The organism is Persicimonas caeni (assembly GCF_006517175.1).
Classification (GTDB): Bacteria; Myxococcota_A; Bradymonadia; order Bradymonadales; family Bradymonadaceae; genus Persicimonas; species Persicimonas caeni.
This window is the reverse complement of the sequence record NZ_CP041186.1, coordinates 3,649,152-3,673,134: the sequence shown is the minus strand read 5'-3', so window position 1 is coordinate 3,673,134 and position 23,983 is coordinate 3,649,152. Positions and strand designations below refer to the sequence as shown.

At 64.2% G+C, this 23,983-nt stretch carries 16 protein-coding genes; 14 read left to right on the top strand and 2 right to left on the bottom strand.

Annotation, left to right across the window (positions count from 1 at the left end):
• Nucleotides 1-2: 2 nt before the first annotated feature.
• Entirely contained in the window at nt 3-2,165 is a 2,163-nt protein-coding gene (recD, locus tag FIV42_RS13640) for an exodeoxyribonuclease V subunit alpha (RefSeq protein ID WP_141198232.1), read from the top strand.
• A 623-nt stretch (nt 2,166-2,788) separates the two neighbouring features.
• Here recD and FIV42_RS13635 read toward each other — a convergent pair.
• Nucleotides 2,789-5,590, bottom strand: coding sequence for a GspE/PulE/PilB domain-containing protein (locus tag FIV42_RS13635; protein ID WP_168210630.1), 2,802 nt, complete (start codon nt 5,588-5,590; stop codon nt 2,789-2,791).
• A gap of 270 nt (nt 5,591-5,860) precedes the next feature.
• Between FIV42_RS13635 and FIV42_RS13630 the strand changes: the two genes are divergently transcribed.
• The 10 genes from FIV42_RS13630 (at nt 5,861) to FIV42_RS13585 (ending at nt 18,375) form a co-directional block, all read left to right on the top strand.
• Entirely contained in the window at nt 5,861-6,511 is a 651-nt protein-coding gene (locus FIV42_RS13630; protein WP_168210629.1) for a DUF4920 domain-containing protein, read from the top strand.
• 7 nt (nt 6,512-6,518) lie between these two features.
• Nucleotides 6,519-7,235, top strand: a complete 717-nt coding sequence (locus tag FIV42_RS13625) for a hypothetical protein (protein WP_141198229.1) — start codon at nt 6,519-6,521, stop codon at nt 7,233-7,235.
• 237 nt (nt 7,236-7,472) lie between these two features.
• Nucleotides 7,473-7,904, top strand: coding sequence for a DUF4398 domain-containing protein (locus FIV42_RS13620; protein ID WP_141198228.1), 432 nt, complete (start codon nt 7,473-7,475; stop codon nt 7,902-7,904).
• Nucleotides 7,905-7,970: 66 nt separating this feature from the next.
• Nucleotides 7,971-9,116, top strand: a complete 1,146-nt coding sequence (locus FIV42_RS13615; RefSeq protein WP_222615454.1) for an OmpA family protein — start codon at nt 7,971-7,973, stop codon at nt 9,114-9,116.
• Between the two features lie 82 nt (nt 9,117-9,198).
• Entirely contained in the window at nt 9,199-10,725 is a 1,527-nt protein-coding gene (locus FIV42_RS13610; protein ID WP_141198227.1) for a hypothetical protein, read from the top strand.
• 107 nt (nt 10,726-10,832) lie between these two features.
• Nucleotides 10,833-11,756, top strand: a complete 924-nt coding sequence (locus FIV42_RS13605; RefSeq protein ID WP_141198226.1) for an N-acetylmuramoyl-L-alanine amidase family protein — start codon at nt 10,833-10,835, stop codon at nt 11,754-11,756.
• 215 nt (nt 11,757-11,971) lie between these two features.
• On the top strand, nt 11,972-12,721 hold the full coding sequence (gene rph / locus FIV42_RS13600) for a ribonuclease PH (RefSeq protein ID WP_141198225.1): 750 nt from the start codon (nt 11,972-11,974) through the stop codon (nt 12,719-12,721).
• 239 nt (nt 12,722-12,960) lie between these two features.
• The gene (locus FIV42_RS13595; RefSeq protein ID WP_141198224.1) at nt 12,961-15,264 is read left to right on the top strand and encodes a protein-disulfide reductase DsbD family protein; all 2,304 of its coding nucleotides are present in this window, start codon (nt 12,961-12,963) and stop codon (nt 15,262-15,264) included.
• Nucleotides 15,265-15,462: 198 nt separating this feature from the next.
• The gene (locus tag FIV42_RS13590; RefSeq protein ID WP_141198223.1) at nt 15,463-16,221 is read left to right on the top strand and encodes a thioredoxin family protein; all 759 of its coding nucleotides are present in this window, start codon (nt 15,463-15,465) and stop codon (nt 16,219-16,221) included.
• Nucleotides 16,222-16,401: 180 nt separating this feature from the next.
• A complete protein-coding gene (locus tag FIV42_RS13585) occupies nt 16,402-18,375 on the top strand; it encodes an aconitate hydratase (protein ID WP_141198222.1) in 1,974 nt (657 codons plus the stop codon).
• Nucleotides 18,376-18,821: 446 nt separating this feature from the next.
• On the opposite strand, the gene FIV42_RS13580 is transcribed toward FIV42_RS13585, so the two are convergent.
• Nucleotides 18,822-19,157 (bottom strand): four helix bundle protein, encoded by a 336-nt coding sequence (locus FIV42_RS13580; RefSeq protein ID WP_168210628.1) that lies wholly within the window; start codon nt 19,155-19,157, stop codon nt 18,822-18,824.
• Nucleotides 19,158-19,548: 391 nt separating this feature from the next.
• Between FIV42_RS13580 and FIV42_RS13575 the strand changes: the two genes are divergently transcribed.
• From FIV42_RS13575 to FIV42_RS13565, 3 genes are all read left to right on the top strand, one after another.
• A complete protein-coding gene (locus tag FIV42_RS13575; RefSeq protein ID WP_141198220.1) occupies nt 19,549-20,832 on the top strand; it encodes a hypothetical protein in 1,284 nt (427 codons plus the stop codon).
• Nucleotides 20,833-21,069: 237 nt separating this feature from the next.
• Nucleotides 21,070-22,269 (top strand): hypothetical protein, encoded by a 1,200-nt coding sequence (locus tag FIV42_RS13570; RefSeq protein ID WP_141198219.1) that lies wholly within the window; start codon nt 21,070-21,072, stop codon nt 22,267-22,269.
• Between the two features lie 385 nt (nt 22,270-22,654).
• On the top strand, nt 22,655-23,938 hold the full coding sequence (locus tag FIV42_RS13565) for a hypothetical protein (RefSeq protein WP_141198218.1): 1,284 nt from the start codon (nt 22,655-22,657) through the stop codon (nt 23,936-23,938).
• The last annotated feature ends 45 nt before the right edge of the window (nt 23,939-23,983 follow it).

Genomic DNA, 23,983 nt, shown 5'->3' with positions numbered 1-23,983 from the left:
ATATGCAACAAGACCTCTTCTCCATACCGGCCGAGCAGGCCACCAAGAAGCCCAAGGGCCTCGCCAAGCGCCGCCACGCCCTGTTGTCCGACTTCGAGGCGTGCCTGGCCGATCGCGCCGCCGACCACGACCTGTCGGCGGCAATCGTCCATTACGCCCGCGAGCTCGTCAGCCTCGAGAACGCGCTGTCGCGCGACGAGCGGCGCGCGCTGTTGCTGCTCGTGCTCGCCTCCATTGTCGAGCAGCGAAACGGGTCGACCCGGCTGCCGCTGGACGCCGGCGAGGAGAGCCACCTTCGCGAATTGATCCGAGAACTCTTGCCCGCACGAAATCGGCCTGCACGAAAAGCCGACGACACGGTGTCTGACACCATGTTGGAGACGCTTCAGAACCTGCTCGAGCAGGGCATCGCCTCGACGGTCATCGGCGGGCCCGACGACTATTGCCCGCTCATCGTCGACGACGGACACCTGTACCACCAGCGCATGCTGCACTACGAGACGCGCCTGGTCGCCGCGGTGCGCGAGCGCATGGCGCTTGGCAACGCCGACCTCGAACTCGACGCGGTCCGACAGGCCCTGGGCGACACCCTCGCCGCCATGCCGCTGGTGGGCGACGGCGTGCCGATGCAGCTCAACGCCGAGCAGCAATACGCGCTGCTCACCGCGGTGTACCGCCCGCTGACGATCATCTCGGGCGGCCCGGGCACCGGCAAGACCTCCATCGTCGTCTCACTCATGCGCATGCTCGTCCGCCTGGGCATCGCCCCCGACGAGATCGCGCTCGCCGCGCCCACGGGCAAGGCAGCCAACCGCCTGGGCGAGTCGATCAACGCCCAACTCATGGCCCTCGACGGGCGCGACGCCCCCGAGCAGGCGCTCTTCGCCGAGCTCGACGAGCCGCGCACGCTCCACCGGCTCCTCGGCTACTCCCAGGCGCGTAACGGGTTCTATTACCACGAGAATAACCGCCTTCGGCAGCGCGTGATCATCGTCGACGAGGCGTCGATGATCGATCTCTTCTTGATGGAGCGGCTCATCAGCGCGGTCGATCCCGGCGCGCGGCTCATCTTGCTAGGCGACGCCGAGCAGCTCCCGTCGGTCGACTCGGGCGCGGTCTTTCGCGATCTCGTCCCCTGGCAGGTCGACACACGCACGCCCTGGCGCGAGCTCGTGGAGTCCACGTCGAGCCCGTCGCTCGACGAGACCACGAGCGACGAGCCCACCGCGGGCTTCGCAGTGCGCCTGGAGACGAGCTACCGCATGGACCCCAACGACCCTGCCGGCGCCAATATCCTGCGCGCCGCCCAGGCGCTGAACCGCGGCGAGGTCGCGCCGCTCTTTTCTGGTGGCTCAACTGGTGACTCGACCGAAGACAGCCCGCTCGTCGACCGCCGCACAGGCTTCGACGAGATGCTGCGCGAGGGCGTCGAGCTGATCGAACCCGCCGAGGACGCCCCCGCCCCCGACCCGGTCTTGATGAACGGCTTCGTCGACTGGTGGTACGCCAAGCTCATCGGATCGCTCACGAATTTCCGCGAGCGCATCCTGCAGACCTTCGAGTACGACGGCACCGAATTCTCGGCCGACGCCACCGCCGAGCTTCGCGCACTCTTCGAGCACTTCGCCGAGTTCCGCGTGCTGGCGATCACCCGCGTCTTCGCCACCGGCTCCGAGCGCCTCAACGCCGCCTTCCACGCCCGCCATTTGCGCCTCCTGGGCCGCACGAACGCTGGAGATCTGGAAGTCGGCGAGCCGATCATCATGCTCCAGAACGACTACGGACGCGGACTGTTCAACGGCGACCAGGGCCTCGTCCTCGACGTCGTGCGCACCGATGGCGACTTTAGGCGCGTTCAACAGATGGCCATCTTCGAGCGCGACGGCGAGTTCGTCCCGTTCAATATCCAACCCATTCGCCGCCACATCGAGCACGCCTTCGCGCTGACGGTTCACAAGGCGCAGGGCTCGGAGTTCGACACCGTGGCGGTCGTCCTGCCGACGGAAGACATCCCGCTCCTGACCCGCGAGATCTTGTATACCGGCATGACCCGTAGCAAACGCTCGGTCGTGCTCGTCGGCGAGCAGGCGCGCATCGAGGCCGCCGCGAACAACCCGGTGCGCCGGTTTTCGGGGGTGGCTCAGAAGTTGGGCTCCTCTCGATAGGCGAATAGCGGAAACAAGAAAAATACGCCCCGTGCATCCCGTCACGGGCCGATCCCGAGAAAAAGTACGCAACAAAATCGCGTTTTTGCCGAAAACCGTAATGAGGGGTGGAAGTATCGTGCGCACGAATTTCCCCACAAATTTGAAACGGGCGGGTGAGTCGAAGTTGGCCTTGGCTCACTCCCTGGTGGCTGAGCCGGTGGGCTCAGGGCATTTGCGGCGGAACGGTTTCCCGATCCGCAAAACAAAGCCTTCGTAGCGAGCGTATTTTCGATGGGATGTGCGACCGTACATCATCGGCGCGCTCGGCGGAGGTGGAGCCGGTAGCTTCGCCCTTGTGGCGGAGCGCAGTTATCGGATTTGCCCGGTGCGGGTTTGTTGATGCGCCGAAGTTAGACGTGGCGCGAAGATGGGCCTGTGCCATGGGAGTGCCGCAGCGGCGTCGTTGTAGGTCGTGGCGTCGGGGTAGGCATGCGCCCAGCGTATGACCTATCCGAGGTGGCTTAAAAACGGGGCGGGCCTAGCCCGTTGACCTGTCGACATCACAAGAAAATCCGCAACGCCCATGCCGGCAAATTCTGTCGGTAGACGCACCATTATGCCGTCATAATGGCATCGAAAATTCAACTATCTTCGAGCCACTGACGAAGCTCTTGTTGGGCGCGCCCGCGAAGCTTGGCGGGTTGGTCGGGGTGGTAATTCAACTCGAGCTCGTCGAACTCCTGGACCTCGTCGAAGACCAGGTAACGCATCTCCTCGGAAGTGGAGTTGAGCGCGGCGACCAGCCAGTCGTGGCGGGATTGATGTTGGGCATCGACCCACCAGTTTTTCCATTCGGAAGCCGAGGGGACGAAGTTCTTGTAGGTGATCTCGCGAAGCGCCTTGTTGATATCTTCTCGGACGCGGCCTTCGAAACGCTCGAGGCAGTCGATGAGCAAGGGCACGGCGCCGCGCTCGCGAAGCGCGCCAAGCAGTTGAGCGGAGACCTCGACCTTCAAGTCCTCGGCGGCGCTGGCTACAACGTCGTAAAGCTCGGGCAGGACGCGTTTGGTGAACCAAGGTTGGCGGCGCTGGCTCAGCAGCACGATCTTGGCGATGGAGCGTGTCTGTTGGTCGCGGTCGAAGAGCCGCGGAATAAAGTCGTCGAGCACGTCCTCGATGGGCAGCTTGGTGAACAGGTACGTGGCGTAAAACCGAAGCTCGACGCTGGTATGCCCCAAGTATGAGGCGGCCACGGGAACGGCGTGCTCACCGGCCTGTGCCAGAGCTGCCAGCACCGGACCGTGCTCGCTGACCGGAGGAAGCGTCTCAATGGTAAACTGATAGCGATCGACGAGCAGACGGCCGGGAAAGCGCTCTTCGAGCAGCGCCATGGCAGCTTTGCCGAAGCCGGCGATTTGCTCGGCGGCGACGAAGGCTTCGTGAGGCTGGGCGTTGTCGAGTTTGTCGGCGGCCTCCTCGAGTTCTTCGACGATGGAGGTGTCGGAGCCACTGAAGCCTGTGCTGTCATCGTGGATGGGCGCTTCGATTTCGATGGAGGGAAAGCGCTCGACGTCGATATCACGTTCGACAAACAAATCGTCTTGCTCGGTCGATTGACTGACGGCCGGTTGGGCCTCTGCTTCGGCCTCTTTCACCGGCTCGAACACAGCACCGGGCTCGTCCTCCGCGTCTACTTCGGGCTGTTCGAAGGGTTCGGATTCTTCGGCACGGCTCGATTTACTCTTTTTTTTAGAGGACTTGCGCCCTCCTTTGAGCGAAACCGGCCTCAGGATCTGGAACATCGGCGCGTTCGCCTTGTCGTCCTCGTCCGAGTCGTCGGCATCTTCGGCCTCGGAGGGAGGGAAATCTCCGTCGGCCTCGGATGCTTCTGCGGAGGCCGCGCTGCTGCTCGCCGGGTTGAGGTTCTGCTCGAACTCGGCGACTGAAAATCCGCCGCTCATCGTCGAGCGCACATCCTCGTCGGCCTCTTCGAACGCCTCGGGTACTTCTGCTTCGTCTCCATCGCCGTCGGCTTCGTCCTCATCGAGATCGACAGGTTGGATAATGCTGACGCTGCTCTCCTCGCCGACCCCCGGTGAACTGACTTCGACGGCCGATCGCTGCGAGCTCTTGCTCTTGTCGCCGTCGGCTTGGTCGGCAAACGGGATGCCGAATGCGGTGGCGCCGGGCTTGTCTTCTTCCGGCTCTTCTTCGAGGCTCGGCGCAGCGTCGGCGAACGGAATCCCAAAGGAGGTCGCCGAAGGGCTGTCCGGGACCTCTTCGTGGGGTTCGGAGGCAGATGAAGCGGCCTCGGCCAAACTCGGCATCGCCCCGGGCGACGGGTCGTCTTCCGACTGAGCTTCAGCTTGCTCGGAGGACTCGGGCAACGCCGGAATGCGCTCGGAGGTCGGCGGAAGCTGGCGAGCTTTGGCCAGTCGCACCAGTTCTTCGAGCTGGTCGCCCACGGCGCGAGCGACCTCTTCGAGGGGGCCAGCCGAGGGAATCGAGTCGCTGCGAGGCTCCCCGATGACCGCCATCGACGGCCGCGAGCCGATGCGCACTGTTTGCACCAGCAAATTGTCGGGCGGGAAGAGCGTCAGCTCGACGAAGAGCTGGCCGAGGCCGACATCTTCGGGCATCTCGGCCATCGAGTGACCCACATGATTTGCATCGAACAGGACGGCGTCGGGAGGCACGTCGATGTTGACGCGCCGAAGGGTCTGGATGTCGCGAAAATCGTCGGACAGCTCGGGCCACCCGGCCACGAGGTACGGCTGGGCACGTTCGTGGCCGAGTACGAGCACCATGCGGTTGTCGAGCCACTTACTCGAGAAGCCGAGCAGCGCGTGCAACAGCGCGTCACGATCGTAGCAGTTGCGCAGGAACTCGAGGGTATCTTCGCGGCTCCATCCTACGCCCAGCGAATCGAGGTCGATTTCGGTGTGCTCGCCGGTGGAGCTGACCCCGCCACCAAAGCTGACCCGGCGGTTCGTCTCGCTCATAAAATTGGCCAGCCAGCCGTCGGCCGCATCGCCCAGCAGCGTGTGCAGCGCCTCGGTGAAGCGCAGCCGCGGCCAGACGAACTGCGACAGCGTCACGCTGTGCTCGTCGGCGATGTTCTCGAGGAGTTCTTGGTCGAGCGGCTCGACCACAAAGACGGCCAAACTTCGGCGGTGCTTGCGAAAAGGGATGATGCAATGCTGTCGAATCAGGTCGGCGTCGAGGGTCTCGAAGGCGTCGCGGTCGACCTGCGTGTAGTCGGTTGGATCGGCGGCGGGCAGCCCGGTCTGCTCCGACAGAGCCTCGAGCAGCTCCTTTTCGGCAAGGTCGCCGGCAACCAACAACTGAGAAACGACGTCGCTGTCGAGATCTTGCGCGCGCTGACGTGCGCGTTGTACCCGCTCGGGGTCGATCTCGATGTTGTCGAGCAGACTTTCAGTCAATTGCGTCTCGGTACCCAATGGTAAAACCCGCTGTGTGGCGCAGCTATCTCCCCTCGACAAATCGCGCCCACGCGCGCTCGAAATTTGTCGCGGTGTTTGGCCCGAGTTTATCAGTAAGAATTGCATACGGTCAAAGAAAATGCGCGCTTTTACCTTGAGATCGGGCGAGATAGCGCAGTGGAGCCGCTGTTGACACAGAACCGTCTCCCGCTAACGTAACCGGACAGACGAATGAGCTCACCTTCTGAGAATACGACGAGCGAGAGTTTTATGAAGAAGTGGTTGGTAGCAGCGGCAGTGGCCGCATTGGCAGCAGGGGCAGGTTGTGAGACTTCGGAGCCTCAAAAGGACGACGCCTCGCAGGCGAGTGCGCAAGAGGCGGCCCAAGCGGAGAAGTCTCAGGAACAGGAAAAGGCCCAGCAAGAGACGGCCGAAAAGGCCGAGGCCGATGATTCTGCCGCCGAAGAGGGCGCCAAGAAGACCCAGGACGGGCTCGCAGCTGATCTGCCGGCCGGCGAGACTGGCACCTACGGCGCCGAGTTCACCATCGAGGGCGAGCCGATGACCTTGGCTGCAGCCATGGAAAAAGCTGCCGAGGGCGAAGGGCCGTACAAGGTGAGCGCCAACATCGAGAAGGTGTGCAAGAAGAAGGGCTGCTGGTTCACCCTGACCGCCGAGGGCGTCGACCAGCCGGTGCGCGTGAAGATGAAGGACTACGGGTTCTTCGTGCCGCGCAACTCCGCCGGAGGCGAAGCGATCGTCGAAGGCAAGCTCATCAAGCGGGTCGTCCCGCAGAAAGAGGCCCAGCACTACGCCGACGACGAGGTCGCCGGCACCGGCAAAGAGGCCAAAAAGATCGAGGGCGACCAGGTCCGCTGGGAGATGCTCATCACCGCCGCCAAGATCACCAACAAGAGCTGAGCGCGTTTTGACCGACAAGATGGTCATACCGGGGCCCGGAGACGATTCTCCGGGCTCTTCCGAAGAGCAGCAAGAAGAGCAACGCGAGTTGTTCAACTGGGATCTGCTCTTCGATTTTCACGCGATGATCGGTGAGTTGCGCCAGACCGACGGCATCGTCGAGGTCGAGGCGACGATGCACGATCCCGTGCCCAACTTCACCATCGAGACCATCGAGCACGGCCTGGGCATTTTGGTGCCCAGCCGGATCAAGTCGTTCTACCAGATCACCGACGGGCTCGAGTTCTCCTGGAGCTACGAGCACGACGGCCAGCTCCTGCCGGGCGGTGGCGCGCATATCTTCGACTTCGCCACCGTCTTCGACAATTGGCTCGATTCGCTGTGGCACAGCCTTCCGGAGCACAGCGACGAAGAGCAAGACTTTTTGTGGTCGCTTCGCGGCGTCGACCGTGACCTGGGCCCCGAGTCGTCGAAGATGGTGGTGATGTGCGTCGAGGAGGATTACCCCACCTACGACCTCTTCGTGCACGATCTCGACAGCCACACCTCCGAGCTGCTCGAGCTGACCTTCCGCGAATATTTCGACTGCCTGCTCACCTCGCGCGGCACCTACGGCTGGCGAGGGTTGCTCACCGAAGACACCGACGGCGACGGCGCCGAGGCGTTCTTCGAGGTGATGGACCGGTTTTTCCCGCACGCCAAACTCGATCGCTGGCGAGGGTAAAGGCCTCGCAGCTCGTCAAACCTCAATTTCGACCGACCCGCTCTGTTTTCTGCCATCTCGCCGCAGCTTGTGTTATTGTCATTGAGAGACGCGTGTTTGTGGGTCAAAACTTGACACTGTTTTTGAGACTCTGGTAGTAGAGTTCGAACAGCTTTCACACCCGCGCGATGCACGCGAAGGCCGGTTTGGCTCTCCTTGTGGGGAGGCCGCAAAAGTACTTTCTCGCCGACAAGTTCTATGCAAGTTTTGAGAGACACCGTACGTACCCTCGGCACGACGGCGCGTGGTGGCCTGGTGGCTGCCACGCTCGTATTGGTGACTGTTTTGCTCGTCGGGTGTGGACCCGTCCAGTCGACCCAGCGCATCAGCGAAGCCGAAGTCGACTTCGAACGCGCGCGAGTGGTCGAGGCGCACGAAAAGGCGCCCTACGAATACTTCAGCGCCAAATATTACCTGCACAAAGCCAAAGAGGAGTGGGGCTACTCCGACTTCGAGGCGGCTTACGATTACGCGCGCAAGGCCAAGCAGGCCGCGCGTGCGGCGATCTTGAAGGCCAAAGAGGACCCCTGGACCGGTAGCCCGGTCGACAAAGCCAAGACCCAAGAGGTCGAAGGGGCTCAGAAAAAGCAGGCAGAATCCGACACCGAGGCAGGTCCTCGCGGGTTCTAAGCAGTGCAGGCGGCACGGCCGCTTTCGATGATTTACTGACGGTAACGACGTAAGAGGTTCGCGTTGATGAACCGGACAAAATATATTTCGCTGGCCCTCGGCATGATGGTCGCCCTGCTCTCCTTGGGCACGGTCGGCTGCAGCACGGGCGCCAAGCTTCGCGGTCAGGCCAAAGAGATTCAGGCCCTCAACGAGACGATCCACGAGCGCGCCTACCGATGCGCGCCCCACGAGATCGCCATCGCCGAGTCGAGCGTCGAGTTCGGCCTCTACGAGCTCAACCAGGGCGACTTCGTGCGTGCGCGCAATCATATCTACCGCGCCGAGGAGCACGCCAAGAAGGCCGACAAGATGTCGGACTTCGACGAGTGTCGTGACCAGGCGGTCGCCATGCAGGTCGAGAAGACCCCCACCGTCGAGGTCGCCGAGGCCAAGCCTCAGCCCAAAGATCAGGACGGCGACGGGCTGCTCGACAACGAGGACCAGTGCCCGATGGACCCCGAGGACATCGACGGGTTCGAGGACGAGGATGGCTGCCCCGATGATGACAACGACGGCGACGGCATCGCCGACGTGACCGATCAGTGTCCGTTCGTCAAAGAGGACGTCGACGGCTTCCGCGACGAAGATGGCTGCCCCGAGTTCGACAACGACTTCGACGGCATCGCCGACCTCAACGACCAGTGCGCCGGCAAGCCCGAAGACTTCGACGGTTATCAGGACGAAGACGGCTGCCCGGAGACGGATAACGACGCCGACGGCATCGCCGACATGCTCGACAAGTGTCCCTTGGAGGCTGAAGATTACGACGGCGACGTCGATGACGACGGCTGCCCCGAGGAGCGCAAGCTGGTCAAGGTCGAAGGCGACCAGATCAAGCTCAACGAGAAAGTTCACTTCAAGACGGCCAAATCCGACATTCTCCCGCAGAGCTACCCGCTCCTGAACGAGGTCGCCGAGGTGCTCGCCGCCAACCCGACCATCAAGGTGCGCATCGAAGGGCACACCGACAGCCGCGGCAGCGACAGGTACAACCAGAAGCTGTCCGACGAGCGCGCCGCGAGCGTCGTGCAGTACCTGGTCGGCCGAGGCATCGACTCATCGCGCATGCTCTCGAAGGGCTTCGGCGAAGACCGACCCATCGAGGACAACGCGACCAAGGCTGGACGCGCGGCCAACCGACGCGTGGAGATTCACATCACCGAGAGATGATCACGAGCGACTCCGGGACTGAGGCCGCTGGACACCCTCCAGCGGCCTCGCCGTTCGTTCGCACCCACTGGATGCCACTCCTATGAAGCGTCTGACACGCCTTACATTCGTTGCGCTCATGATGGCTGCCTCCGGCACCGCCGTCATGTCCGTGCCGTCGGTTGCCGTCGCCCAAGACACCGAGTCGAAGCTCGAGGGCATGCTCAAGCAGGCCACCGAGGACTACGACGTCCTGATGATCGGCGACGCCAAGAACAAGCTCCAAAACGCCATCGGGCTGGCCCAGAGCGAAGGCATCAGCAGCCCGGTGGTCGCCGAGTTGTACGTCATGCTGGCCATCGTCGAGTTCGCCGAGGGGCGTGACGAAGCCAAGGCCAAGGAGCGCTTTGTCTCGGCGCTGGGCCACGACTACGACGTGAGCATCCCGCCGCACTACAAGAACCCGAGCCTCGAGAAGGCGATGGCGCAGGCCCGCCAGCAGGTGCCCGAGCCCAAGGACGATTCGGGCAGCGAGCAGGGCCAGGGCAACGCGCAGGCCGGCAGCGGCAAGTTCGAGCACACCCCGCCGGCGACCGCCAAGGCCGGCGAGCCGCTCGAGCTCGAGGCGTTTGTGCCCGCCGACATGCCCGTTTACCGGGTGTTCGTGCTGCATCGGCGCTTCGGTGAGAACGAGTTCGAGAAGCTCGAGATGAAGCCCACCGGAACCACACGCTTTGCGGTGGAGATCCCCGCCGAGCAGGTGCGCACCAGCCAGATCGAATATTATATCGAGGCGGTCGACCGCGCCGGCAACGTCATCGGCCAGGCGGGCACGCAGACCTCGCCGATGAACACCACCGTGCTCGGCTCGAGCGATGACCAGAAGGTCGTCGACGGCCAGGGCAAGGGCAAAGGCCAGGGTGGAGGCGGCGGCACCGAGGAGCCGGAAGTTCCGGCAGACGCCTCCGGTCACAAAGTCTACGTCATGGTCACCGGTGGCTCCGGGCTCGGCTTCTTGCCGGGCGGCAACCCCACGGCGCACCCCGAGCGCGCCGTATCGGGCGGTCTGGCCCCGGCGTTCGGCCACGGCATGCTCGACGCCGGCTACATGATCACCGACAACGCCCACCTGGGCATGTACTTCCGCTGGCAGTTCTCCCCGCCGCAGGACTTCAGCCGCATCCCGGCCGAGTCCAAGGGCGGCAACTCGTTCCTCGACACCAAAGACGAGTGCTTCGGGTTGGGCATGCCCGGCGACTGCCTGTTGGGCTTCAAGTACCGCTGGTTCTTCAAAGACATCAGCCGCTTCCGCATGTACTCGAGCACCGGCGCCGGCATCGGCCGCGTGCGCCACTGGCTGCGGCTCAAAGAGTCGTACTACCTCGAGGACGGCCAGACGCCCGCGCCGCAATGTGAAGGCAAAGACCGCGTCGAAGACCCGGTCGTGGGCGACTTCTGCTACGTGCGCGACACGGTGCGCCCCGGTTGGGCTCACTTCGGCGTCGGCGCCGGCGCGATGTGGCCGGTCCACGAGAACGTCGAGCTGGCCGCCGACGGCTACTTGATCGTGTTGGTGCCCGAGACGGGCATCAACTTCGATTTGAACCTGGGCCTGAACTTCCGTTTCTAAGCCGCGCAAAAAATTTGCGCGTGTAGGACAACGTGGTACGGTCACGGTGGATTGGGCAGCCAAGGACGGCGCCCTACTTCATGACCACGAAGTCGATGTAACTCGCTATGTCGTTCATTCGAAGTCACACCATTGTCGCGATCCTCATCTTCGCAGCGGTGCTCGCTACGGCCGGCACGGCGGCCGCGTTTCCTCCGGGCACGCTGACTGGGATCGATCTCCCCACCGTTTTGACCCTCGACGACCGCGCGCGCGCTTTCTCCTTCGAGCTCGACGGGAAAAAGGCGCCCAAAAAGTCGCTCCAAAAGGTGCGCACCATCGTCATCGACCCCGGTCATGGCGGCGAAAACTCGGGCGCGCTGGGCGTGGCCGAGATCAAAGAAAAATACCTGACCATGGCGCTGGCCTACCGGCTGCGCGACCAGATCCACCGCAAATACCCCGACGTCAAAGTCATCCTGACCCGCTACTGGGACAAGGACATGAGCCTGACCGAGCGGGTCCACTTCGCCAACCTGATGGGCGCCGACATGTTCATGTCGTTGCACTACAACGCGGCGGTCCACGACCGCGCGGTCGGCTACGAGACCTACTTCCTGCTGGCCAGCGAAGCCACGCCGGGCGAAGAGGAGAAAAAGGGCGAGCCCATCGCCACCGCCAAGAACGTGGTGTCGGGCATCGAGACGCCGATCGGGACCAAGAAGGACGGCGTCTACAACGACGCGCTCGTCGAGCTCAAGCGTGACCTCGATCGCGAGCGTCAGCACAAGGAGAGCGGGCTGCTGGCCGAGACGATCCAGAACAACCTCGCCAAGAAGCTCGAGTCGACCAACCGCGGCGTCAAGCAGGCCAATTTCGGCGTGCTGCGCGGGGCGTTGATGCCCGCCGTGGTCGTCGAGGCGGGCTTTTTGACCCACCCCAAAGAGGGCCAGAAGGTCGTCGAGAAGAACCACCGCGAAAAGGTCGTCAAAGCGCTGATCAAATCGGTCGAGGACTTCGACGCCAAGCTGGTCGAGCGCTCCAAGAAGTAAGCCTTGGCCTTGCTTGCAAGAATTGTCGCCTATTTGGGCGGACAAACTACAATTTGAGGGTCGTGTCATCGGATGCGGTGGCCAAGTCGCTATTTGGGCGGACAGACGACAATTTGAGGGTCGTGTCATCGGATGCGGTGGCCAATTCGACCCTCAAATTGTAGTTTGTCGGCCCAAATAGCTTTTTTGATCAATCATTCTTAACTGGAGCTCCCATGACAGATCGCTTCGACGGCCGTGACCTCGACGAACTTCGCCCCGTGACCATCCAGACCGACTTCACCGAGATGCCCGAGGCATCGGTGCTCATCAGCATGGGCAAAACCAAGGTGATGTGCACCGCCAGCGTCGAGGAGAGCGTGCCGCGTTGGATGCGCGACGCCGAGCCCGAGCGCGGCTGGGTCACCGCCGAGTACGCCCTGCTGCCCGGCTCGACCGCGCCGCGTTTTCGCCGCGAGCGTCGCCGCGTGGGCGGACGCACCAAAGAGATCCAGCGCCTCATCGGCCGCAGCCTGCGCGCCGTATGCGACCTCGAAAAACTCCCCGGCCACACCATCTGGCTCGACTGCGACGTCCTGCAGGCCGACGGCGGCACCCGCACCGCCTCCATCACCGGCGCCTTCGTCGCCCTCGCCCTCGCCTGCGGCCGCCTCGTCGAGCGCGGCGCCATCGAGGAGATGCCTCTTCGCGAGAACGTCGCCGCCATCTCGGCCGGCGTGCTCGGCGACCAGGTCCTGCTCGACCTGCCCTACGAAGAGGACAGCACCGCCGACGTCGACATGAACGTGGTCATGACCGGCTCGGGCGAGTTCGTCGAGATCCAGGGCACCGGCGAGGAGTCGACCTTCTCGCACAAAGAGCTCTTGGCGCTGCTGGAGGTCGCCGACAAAGGAATCCGTGAGCTCTCGGAGGCGCAGCAGGCGGCGTTGCCGGAAGATCAGATGTATGCTGGGTTGTTTGGGTGAGTAAGGACCTGCGCTCCCTTGCTTACTGTCGGGGCCCCTTCGCCTCGCAGACAGCGCGAGGCACTTCCCCTGGCGCTGAAAAGCGCGCCGGGGAAGGGGATTGCAGGCAAGGAAAGTGGTTCAGACGCGCAATCCCCCTCCCCGGGCCGCGTTACAGGCCCAGGGGAGGTGTCGGCGAAGCGTAGCTGAGCCGACGGAGGGGCCCCGCCAAAAAGCAAGGGATTTCAAAACTTCAGATCATGACCCACACACGCCACATACCCGCCATCCTCGCCGCCCTGCTGCTCACCCTCGTGACCAGCACCGCCTTCGCCGTCCCCGAGGTCCCCGACTCCGCCTACGGCGAAGGGGCGGTCGACGGCAACGATCCGCGCGTGGAGACGCGCCTTCTGATCGACGCCAGCCAGGTCAAAGCGGGCGATACCGTGCGCGTCGGGGTGCTCTACACCCTCGATCCCGACTGGCATATCTACTGGCGTAATAGCGGCGACGCGGGGCTGTCGACCGACACCGACTTGGCGAGCGACAGCGCGACCGTGGGCGAGTTGCAGTGGCCCGCCCCGCACGTCTTCGTCGACAAGGCCGGCGAGGTCTACACCTTCGGCTACAGCGAGCAGGTGCTCTTCTTTGCCGACGCGAACGTCTCCCAAGACGCGAGCGGCGAGTTCACCGTCAGCGCCGAGGTCGACTACCTGGCCTGCAAGGTCGAGTGCATCCCCGGCAACTCCAAGCTCGAGCGCTCCATCCCCGTGGCCGACGAGACGACGCCCGCGCCCGACGAGGTGCGCGCGCTGTTCGAGCGGGCCCAGAAGAACCTGACCGAGACCGCCGACGAGCTCGGCATCGCGGTCGCCACCGCCCTGTCCCAAGAGCCGATTCGCCCCGGCGACGAGTTTCGCGCGGCCATCGCCCTCGACTACTGCCCCGAGCGCGCGGAGGACTGCGAGCCGTACACGGTCGCCTACGATATCCGCAAATACGCGTTCATCCCCGACACCACCGCCCAGGCGAAGCTCGAGGTGGTGGGCGTTCGCGCCCATCCGAGTGCCGAGCACGGCCAGATTTTGGAGCTCGCGGGCAAAGCCGGGTCCAACGAGCCGAAGGACGGCGAGCGCCTGTCGGGGGTGATTCACCTGGAGCGCGACGGCGAGAAGGTCGAGCTTCTGGTCGACGAGCCGCTCCCGCGGGGGCCGAAAGGCGCCGAGGTCGAAGAGATCGACAGCCCGTTGCTCGGAGCCGTGACGGGCGCTGAGAGCGCGGACAAAGCAGAAGCCAAGCCCTCCAAGCCTGGGCCCTCCAAGCCCGGCCCCGCCGAGCCGATCGCCTGGTGGAAGGCCCTGCTGCTCGCCTTTTTCGGCGGCATGATCTTGAACCTGATGCCGTGCGTCTTCCCGGTCTTGGCCATCAAAGTCAGCTCGTTCACCCAGCTCGTCCACGAGTCGAAGAAGAGCATTCTGTCGCACGGGATGGCCTACACCGGCGGGGTGGTCGGCTCACTGTTGGCGCTGGCGCTGGTGGTCGTCGGCCTTCGCGCCGCCGGCACGCAGGTCGGCTGGGGCTTCCAGTTCCAGGAGCCCCTCTTCATCGCCGCGCTGTGCGCGATCTTGGTGCTCTTCGCGCTCAACCTCTTTGGCGTCTTCGAGGTGAGCGTGGCCCCCAACGAGCTGGCCGAGAAGACCCACCAGGCCAGCGGCCTGCGCCGAAGCGCCGCCGAGGGCGTGCTCGCCGTGATCTTGGCGACGCCCTGCTCGGCGCCCTTTCTGGGCACGGCGGTCGGCTTCGCCTTGGCGTCGAGCGCGTGGACGATCATCGCCATCTTCGTGATGCTCGGCCTGGGGCTGGCCGCCCCCTTCGTGGTGCTCACGTTGACCCCCGGCGCCGCCAAGCTCCTGCCCAAACCCGGCGCCTGGATGAGCGTCCTCAAAGAGGTCTTGGGCTTCGCGCTCATCGGCACGGTCGTGTGGCTCTTCTGGATTCTGGGCCAGATGGCCGGCGCCGACGGTATCGTCCAGCTCATCATCTTCTTGAGCGTGCTCGCGCTGTGGGCGTGGTTCTTCGGCAAGATTCAGTACCGCTTCGAGGGCGTGCGCAAATGGGGCTTCACCCTCCTGGCGGCGCTCGTCGTCGCCGCAACCGGCTGGTACGTGCTCGACTTCGACCGCCAGAAGGCGGCGAGCGCGCAGTCCGCGCCGGCCGACGGCATCCAGTGGCGCGAGTGGACCGAAGAGGCGGTCCAAGAAGAGCTCGCCGACGGCAACGTCGTCTTCGTCGACTTCACCGCCGATTGGTGCATCACCTGCAAGGTCAACGAGCGCACCATCATCGACACCCCCGAGGTCAAAGGGGCCATCGCCGACAACGAGGTGGTCACCATCAAGGCCGACTGGACCAACCCCGACGAGCGCATCCGCCAAAAACTCGCCGAGCACGGCAAGGGCGGCGTGCCGATGTATCTGGTGTACCACCCGGAGCATCCTAACGACCCGCAGGTGTTGCCGGAGGTGTTGACGGTGGAGTTGTTGGTCGAGGCGCTGAGCAAATAGTTTCGGCTAATTGGCGCAACAGACCGACATTTTCCTCCCCACTTTGCAGTCCCAAAGTGGGGAGGACCAAGGAGGGGTCCCCTCCTCCGCGAGCGAAGCGAAGTGGAGGAGGATCGAGGAGGAGGCCCCCTTGCCAACCCCTCCCCCCTTCTGCCAAGATCTGCGCGAATCACTACTCAACCGTGCTAGGAGTCTAGAATGAAGACCAAGACGATTCTGTCGTTGATCCTGACCGGCGTGCTCGCCCTGGGCGTCGCCTGCGAGAAGAAAGAAGAAGCCGCCACGGGCGACCAGGCCGAGGCCGTCGAGGCCGAAGGTGAGGCCAAAGAAGGCGAAGAAGCCGCCGAGAAGGCCGAAGAGGCCGACGAAGGCGCGGCCGCCAAAGAGGGCGAAGAAGCCGACAAAGCCGAGGGCGAAGAGACCGCCACGGCGACCGTGGGCGAGCCGGCCCCCGACTTCGAGCTCAAAGACGCCAGCGGCAAGACGCACAAGCTGAGCGACTACAAGGGCAAGATCGTCGTGCTCGAGTGGACCAACCCGGGCTGCCCGTACGTGGTGCGCCACAAAGAGGAAGAGAAGACGATGACCAAGACCCACGAAGCCGTCGGCGGTGCCGAAGAGGTCGTGTGGCTGGCCGTCGACACCACCAACACGGTGACCGCGGAGAGCGCCAAGAAGTCGAAAGAAGAGTGGGGCTTCGACATGCCCGTGCTCCTCGACGCCGACGGCAAAGTCGGCAAGATGTATGACGCCAAGACCACCCCGCACATGTACGTGGTCGACAAAGAGGGCGTGCTTCGCTACCGCGGCGCCATCGACGACGACCCGCGCGGCAAGAAGAAGGTCGAAGAGCGCACCAACTACGTGACCCAAGCGGTCCAGGCGCTCAAAGAGGGCAAAGACGTGCCCAAGTCGGAGACCAAGCCGTACGGCTGCAGCGTCAAGTACGGTAGCTAAGGGATCAATCACCACGGTGGGCACAGAGAGCACGGGGAAAGACTTTTTATCCCCGTGTCCCCCGTGTCCCCGTGGTGAATCCCCCCTCTCCAAAGCCCGCACTCGCGGGCTTTTTTCTTTGACCTCTACCGGTTCGTTGGGAGCTTTCGGTGGGATAAATTCAACCACCGGAGGGTCGAGATGGGCCAGAATGTCGCGCAGAAGCTGATCGAGTCGCACCTTGTTCGGCGGGATGGGGGGACCGGGGAGATGGAGCCCGGCGAAGAGATCGGGCTGAGGATCGACCAGACGCTCACCCAGGACGCCACCGGCACGCTGGTGATGCTCGAGTTGGAGGCGATGGGGTTGGAGCGGGTGCAGACCGAACTCTCGGCGCAGTACGTCGACCACAACCTCATCCAGGAGGACAACAAGAACCCCGACGACCACCTCTTTTTGCGAAGCGCCTGCAAGAAGTGGGGGATCTGGTACAGCAAGCCGGGCAACGGGGTGAGCCACCCGGTGCATCAGGAGCGTTTCGGCGTGCCGGGCAAGACGTTGGCGGGCTCGGACAGCCACACGCCCGCCGCCGGGGCCATCGGCATGCTCGCGATCGGCTCGGGGGGCCTGGAGGTCGCCCTGGCGATGGCCGGCGAGCCGCTCAACATCAAGATGCCCCAAGTTTGGGGCGTCGAGCTCACAGGCGAGCTGCCCGACTGGGTCAGCGCGAAGGACGTCATCCTCGAGATGCTCCGCCGCCACGGGGTCGACGGCGGCAAAAACCGCATCATCGAGTATTACGGGCCCGGGCTGGCCAGCCTGTCGGCCATGGACCGCCACGTCATCGCCAACATGGGCACCGAGCTCGGGGCGACGTCGACGGTCTTTCCGTCCGACGAGGAGGTCCGGCGCTTTCTTCGCCGCCAGGGCCGCGAGGACGACTGGACCGAGCTCGTCGCCGACGCCGACGCCGAGTACGACGTCCACGAGCAGATCGACTTGGGCGAGCTCGAGCCGCTATGCGCCCTCCCCTCGAGCCCCGGCAACGTCGTGCCCGTGCGCGAGGTCGCCGGCCGACCCATCTACCAATCCTACGTCGGCTCCTCGGCCAACCCCGGCTGGCGCGACTTCGCGGTGGTCGCCGAGATCGTACGCGGCAAAGAGGTCCACGACCGCGTCTCCTTCGACATCAACCCCACCTCGCGCCAGATCTTGGAGAACCTCACCCGCGACGGCCACCTGTTGAGCCTCATCCAGTCGGGCGCCCGGCTCCACCAGGCCGGCTGCAACGGCTGCATCGGCATGGGCCAGGCGCCGGCCAAAGGCCGCATCAGCCTGCGCACCGTCCCGCGCAATTTCCCCAACCGCTCGGGCACCGAGGAAGACGAGGTCTACCTGGTCAGCCCCGAGACGGCCGCGGCGAGCGCCTTGCGCGGCGAAATCACCGACCCACGCGACCTCGACATGGACTACCCGCGCCTCGACGAGCCCGACGACATCATCATCGACGAGGACATGCTCGTCCCCCCGCTCCCGGAGGACGAGGCGAAGTCCTACGAGCTCCAAAAGGGCCCCAACGTCACCCAAATCCCCGACTTCGACCCCCTGCCCGACAACTTATGCGCCCCGGTCGCCCTGAAGATGGGCGACGACATCTCCACCGACGAGATCTTGCGCGCCGGCGCCCAGGTCCTGCCGCTTCGCAGCAATATCCCCGAGATCTCCACGTACACCTTCGACGTGGTCGACCCCGAGTACTACGACCGCGCCCTGCACTACCGCGACGAAGACGACGACGTCGACGGCCACAGCGTCGTCGGCGGCTGCAACTACGGCCAGGGCTCGAGCCGCGAGCACGCCGCCCTCGCCCCGCGCTTTCTGGGCCTGCGCTTCGCCATCGCCAAGGGCTATGCGCGCATCCACTGGCAAAACCTGGCCAACTTCGGCGTCTTGCCGCTCGAGTTCCAGTCTGACGAGGATTACGAGGCGATCGACCAAGGCGACACGCTGCGGATATCGGATGTGCGTGAGCAGATTCAGGAGGGGTGCACGGTGGAGGTGGAGAATGTGACCAAAGGCGAGACCTTCGAGGCGGTGCATTCCCTGTCGGCGCGGCAGGTGGTGATGGTGCTGGCCGGTGGCTTAATTAAGGTGATGCAGGAGAAGCTTCGGTGAGGTGTTAATTGGCGGAAATGCGGAGGGAACGGCCGATCACGATCACGACGACGATCACGATCACGGTTGATTGACGGCCTACGTTCGCTTCGACCGTGATCGTCATCGTGATCGTGATCGGCTTTTATCCGCGTCTGCGGGCTATCAGCACATCTTTGTCAACATCTGCACCATCCGCTTCGTCAACTCTTTGCCCTTCCGGTACTGCTGTGACTCGATGACATTGGGGCTCGATTTGTTGCGTCCCTTTTTAGCGGAGACGGCCTAGAAGATGCGCTGAGCGGGAAATTGGCAGAATTTCTCTGATCGGGAAATGCGGAGGGAACGGCCGATCACGATCACGACGACGATCACGATCACGGTTGATTGACGGCCTACGTTCGCTTCGACCGTGATCGTCGTCGTGATCGTGATCGTGATCGGCTTTTATCCGCGTCTGCGGACTATCAGCACATCTTTGTCAACATCTGCACCATCCGCTTCGTCAACTCTTTGCCCTTCCGGTACTGCTGTGACTCGATGACATTAAGGCGATCGAGGACATCGAGAATCGCGTTGCATTCGGCAGCTGAACCACGCGCAATCGCGCGGTAGCGACGCGAGTCTTTGGCGGTCATCTTTCCGCTACCTTCTGCGATATTAAGTGGAACTGAATAGGCTGCTCGATGAAATTGGTTGGCGACATCGCTATGGCCGCGCGGTAGCGCCTCGATCACTTGGGCGCTCAGGGCGACAAAATCGAGGGAACACTGGTAAACATCGAGTTTCTCATAAGCGAGCATGTTATCTCCTTCTCGAGTCTCCTCGAGGTTGATAGTTGAAACAGAACGATCATGAGAGCGACCACCATCAAGGAGTCGCCTCATTACGGTTTTCGGCGCAGGAGCTCGATTTGTTGCGTCCTTTTTTAGCGGAGGCGGCCTAGAAGATGCGCTGAGCGGGAAATTGGCAGAATTTCTCTGATCGGGAACTGCGGAGGGAACGGCCGATCACGATCACGACGACGATCACGATCACGGTTGATTGACCGCTTACGTCGGCTTCGACCGTGATCGTCGTCGTGATCGTGATCGGCTTTTATCCGCGTCTCCCCATCCTCCAATTCTTGGCTCCACCCCCAACTTCCTCTACGATAGCCCCGTCGCTATTCACCTATGAATTGAGGAAGTCACCATGAAAAAATTACACGAACTATTCCGCCCACTGGGCGCCCGCACCCTCGGGGTCGTCCTGGTCGGCCTGAGCACCTGTCTCTTCGTCGGCTGCGGCGACCCCTCGGGCGGCAGCAGTAGCCCGATCTCCTGTGAGACGAACGACGATTGTCCCTCTAACTACACCTGCGAGCTCAGCGACGAAGAACCCGCCGAGGGGAGCGACGCGGGCGTGTCGAGGGTCTGCAAATACGATGGCGGCAGTAACATTCCCGTCGTCGACGGTCCGCCCGTGGCTCTCGACCAGTTGCCGCAAAAATACGCCGAGATCGTGTGTGGGCGGATCTTCGGTTGCTGCGACGAGGCCGAGAAGCAGGAGGTGCTCTCGGAGTTCGGTGGGGCGGCCAACGAGGCGGAGTGCCAGACCAAGGCGCAGGCGTTGTTCGGCAACCTGCTCGGGCAGATGAACGACAGCGTCGAGTCGGGGCGCGCGACGTATAGCGCCGACAACGCCGGCGACTGCCTGGCGACCATGGAGTCGCTCGACTGCTCCTACGGCGTCTTCCCGGATGGCGCAGCGGAGCCGGAGGTCTGCGAGAAGACGCTCGAGGGCCAGGTCGAGGACGGCGGGGAGTGCTACTCGGACGAAGAATGCGTCGTCGGCGAGTGCATGGGCCAGGAGTGGAGCGAGAACGGTGAGGTCACCCAGCCGGGCACCTGCTCGACGGGCTTTGCGATCGGCGAGGCGTGCGAGTGGTCGGACGAGTGCGTCGAGGGAACCTATTGCAACCAGGAGTACGACGAGGACACCGGTGAATTCGTGGGCACCTGCGAGAAGATCGGCGACGTGGGCGACGCGTGCGGCGGCAGCTCGCAGTCGTGCAAAGACGGGCTGTTCTGCGACCAGCAGTACGACTCGGACACCGGTCAGACCGTGGGCACGTGCAAGGCGCCCAGCGCCGTGGGCGAGTCGTGCGACTCGGGCGGGTGCGTCGACGGCGCCTACTGCGAGACCTACGACCCCGAAACCGGCGAGTCGCCCAACGTGTGCAAGGCGCGCAAGGGCGAGGGCGAGGGCTGCAACTACGGCCAATGCAACGAGAGCACCTACTGCAAGGTCGCCGAGGACGGCTCGTCGGGCAGTTTCTCGGGCACGTGCACGGCCTTGAAGGCCGCAGGCGAGCCGTGCGAGAGCTCGGACGAGTGCATGAGTAGTTGGTGCGGGACGTCGGCCAGTAACCCGGAGGCGGGTAATACGTGCCAGTCCGACGGCTCGACCGACGGCGCTATGTGCGACGGAGCTTGATGACGCGGATTTGCTGAGAGGCGGATAGAACTGCCGATATGGAACTGCCGATCACGACGACGATCACGATCACGACCGAAATGTACGCTCACGGTCAATCGTGGCGTGATCGTCGTCGTGATCGTGATCGGTCTTTATCCGCCTCCTTCGTCCCCTCCCTGACTCCGATTTGACGCCCCTCCCCCACCTGCTAGACTCGCCGCGCATTGCCAACCCGCAGCGACTCGAGAGCCTCCCATGCCGTACCGCCCCCTGACGCTTCTACTCATTATCGCCACCCTCACCCTGGCCCCTGGCGCCGCCTTCGCCCAGGACGATGCACCCTCCGACGAACCGCGCGGCCCGATGGGCGCGGCCGAGGGGCCCGACGCGCAGTCGAGCACGGCCGCGGGCGCCTGGCGCGCCTCGTTCGGCGCGGACGCGACGTTGACCTACTTTCGTCGGGGCGACGACGCCGCGGTCATCGTGGTCGCCGCGGGCGAACACAGCGAGGTTGAGTTGACGGCCGATACGCTCGAGGGCGCGCTGCGCGACAGCGACGCGTTTCACTTCGTCATGAACGACGACGCGCTCGCCGACAACTCGGCGGTCGACGACGCCAAGATTGTCGCGAAGGCCAAGCACCTGCCCGTCGGGCAGGTCGCCGTGGTGCGCGTGTATGCCGGGGCGGCGGGCAAGCCGCCCACGGCGGTGGTGACCGTCTACGACAAGGCGACCGGCGAGGCGGCCACGGCGCTGTCGGTGACCCGCGGGGCGGAGCCCAAGCCGAGCGACCGGCCGCCGGCGGACAGCGCGCCTGCGCAGACTGAGGAGACCGAGAAGACCGACAACGCCAGCCAACAAACCGAGCAGGGCAAACAAGACGCCGAACGAGCCGGCGCCGACGCGGCGGCGGGGGCCGTCGAGACGGCCGAGCGCGCGGCCGACCCGGCGCGCCGGGCGTACCTGGCGCGCTATGTTTGGTTCGACGAGGCGGGCAACGAGGCGCCGCTCAGCCAGTGGAAGCGCGTCTACCGCGGCGACCAGAAGGAGTCGCTCGAGGGCGAGGCGTTCTACCGCGAGATCGGCCGGCCCGATCTGGCCGAGGCGTACGACACGCACAGCACGATCAAGTGGACGACGGTGGCAGGCCTGGCCACGCTGGGCGCCGGCTCGGCGGCCGCGCTGTTGCTCACCGGCGAGCCGGGCGACGAGACGCGCCTGGTGACCGCCGGCGTGGTCGGCGGCGGCCTGTTCGTGTCGTCGGTGTTCGTCGGGATGCTCTACAACCCGCACCCCATCGAGCTCGACGAGGCCAAGCAACTCGCCGGCGAGCATAACCAAGAGATCCGCGACGAGCTCGGCCTGCCCGAGGCCGCGGCCAACGAGCACGCGAGCGCGTGGGAGTGGTCGGTGGGCGTGAGCCCGCGTGGGATGAGCGTGCGGGTCGGGTTCTGACACGTCTCGAAGGTGTAAAACGGCGTTCGGGGCGACCGACGCGCGTTTTTGCGGCAGAAGAAGTCGCGTCGGAGCGACCGACGGGCATCTTGGCAAATGCGAACCGGCGAACGGAGCGACCGACGCGCCTTATGCACTTGCGAGAGGCCGCATCGGAGTGACCGACGCGCGTTTTACAAATGAAAAAAGCCCGTCGGAGCGACCGACGCGCCTTATGCACTTGCGAGAGGTCGCCTCGGAGCGACCGACGCGCGTTTCGCAAATGAGAAACGGCCATCGGAGCGACCGACGCACGTTTCGCAACGCCCGAAGCCACGTTGACGCGGGATCGACGCCCGCCTAAACTCGCCGCGCTCTATTTCCCCTGTTTAGCCTGGGCGGACCCATGCCAAATCGACGATTAATCGCCTCGTTGCTCACCCTCTCGCTTGCGAGCACACCGACCGCGGTCCTCGCCCAAGACCCCGGCTCGACCGAGACCGAGCCCCAAGACGCCGAACAGCCCGACGCTCGGAGCGAGTGGACCAAGTCCTTCCCGGGCGACGCGGCGGCGAGCTACTTTCCCACGTCGAGCAAGGTTCGCACGGTCGTGGTGGCCGCCGGCGAGCACGCCGAGGTCGACATGGCGACCGACGTGCTCGAGGAGGCGCTTCGCAACACCGGCAAGTTCAAGCTGGTGATGAACGACGACATGCTCGCCGACAATTCGAAGCTCGACGACGAGCAGATCTTTGCGAAGGCCAAGCATCTGCCGGTGCGCTACATGGCGATCGTGCGCGTGTTCGACGCCGGCGCGGGCCAGCCGCCCACGGCGGTGGTCACGATCTACGACAAGGTGTCGAGCGAGGCGGTCGCGGCGATGTCGGCCACCCGCGGTGTGCCCGTCGAGGCGAGCGCCGAGGTGGCCTCCAGCCCGGGCTCGGGAGTGAGCAAGAAGGCCGCCGAGGCCGTCGCCGAGACGACCGAGGAGCAGGTCGAGCAGGCCGAGGCTGACGATCCGAGCCTCAGCGACCGCGAGCTCGCGCGGGCCAAGCAGGAGTACCTCGAGAACTATATCTGGTTCGAGGACGTCACCGCCGTCAATCAGTACGGCAGCGTGGTGGGGCAGTGGAGCAACGTGTATCGCGGCAAGTACAAAAAGCCGCTCGCGGTCGACGAGTTCTACGAGGAGATCGGGCGGTCGGACTTGGCCGACGACTACAACAAAAAGCGCGCTTTGAAATATGGCCTCTTCGGGGTCGGGGTCGCCGTGGCCATCGGAGGTGCGGCCTACGGCATGACGGCCAAAGACCCGTGGCTCGATATCGACTACGTGGATTGCGACGCCAAGTACGACTGGTACGAGCAGGAGGCGCAGTACAATGCCTGCCAGGACCGTGTGGAGGCGGCGATCGAGAAAGACCAGGAGATCTATGATACGCGCCAGCGCAACGGTTGGATTCTGTTCGGGGCGGGCTCGCTGGTCTACCTCGGCTCGCTGTTGATCAACCCGCACCCCGTCGAGCTCAGCGAGGCGAAGCGCCTGGCCGACAAGCACAACCAGCGACTCAAGCGGCGCCTGGGCCTGGCCGACGCGCTGGCTGACGAGCAGGCGAGCAACTACAGTTGGTCGATCGACGCCACCGGCAATGCCGACGGCGGCGGACTGCGGCTGCGCGTCGAGTTCTAGATCGTGGCCGATTGATTTTATCTGTGATTCTGATTCGAGGCTGTT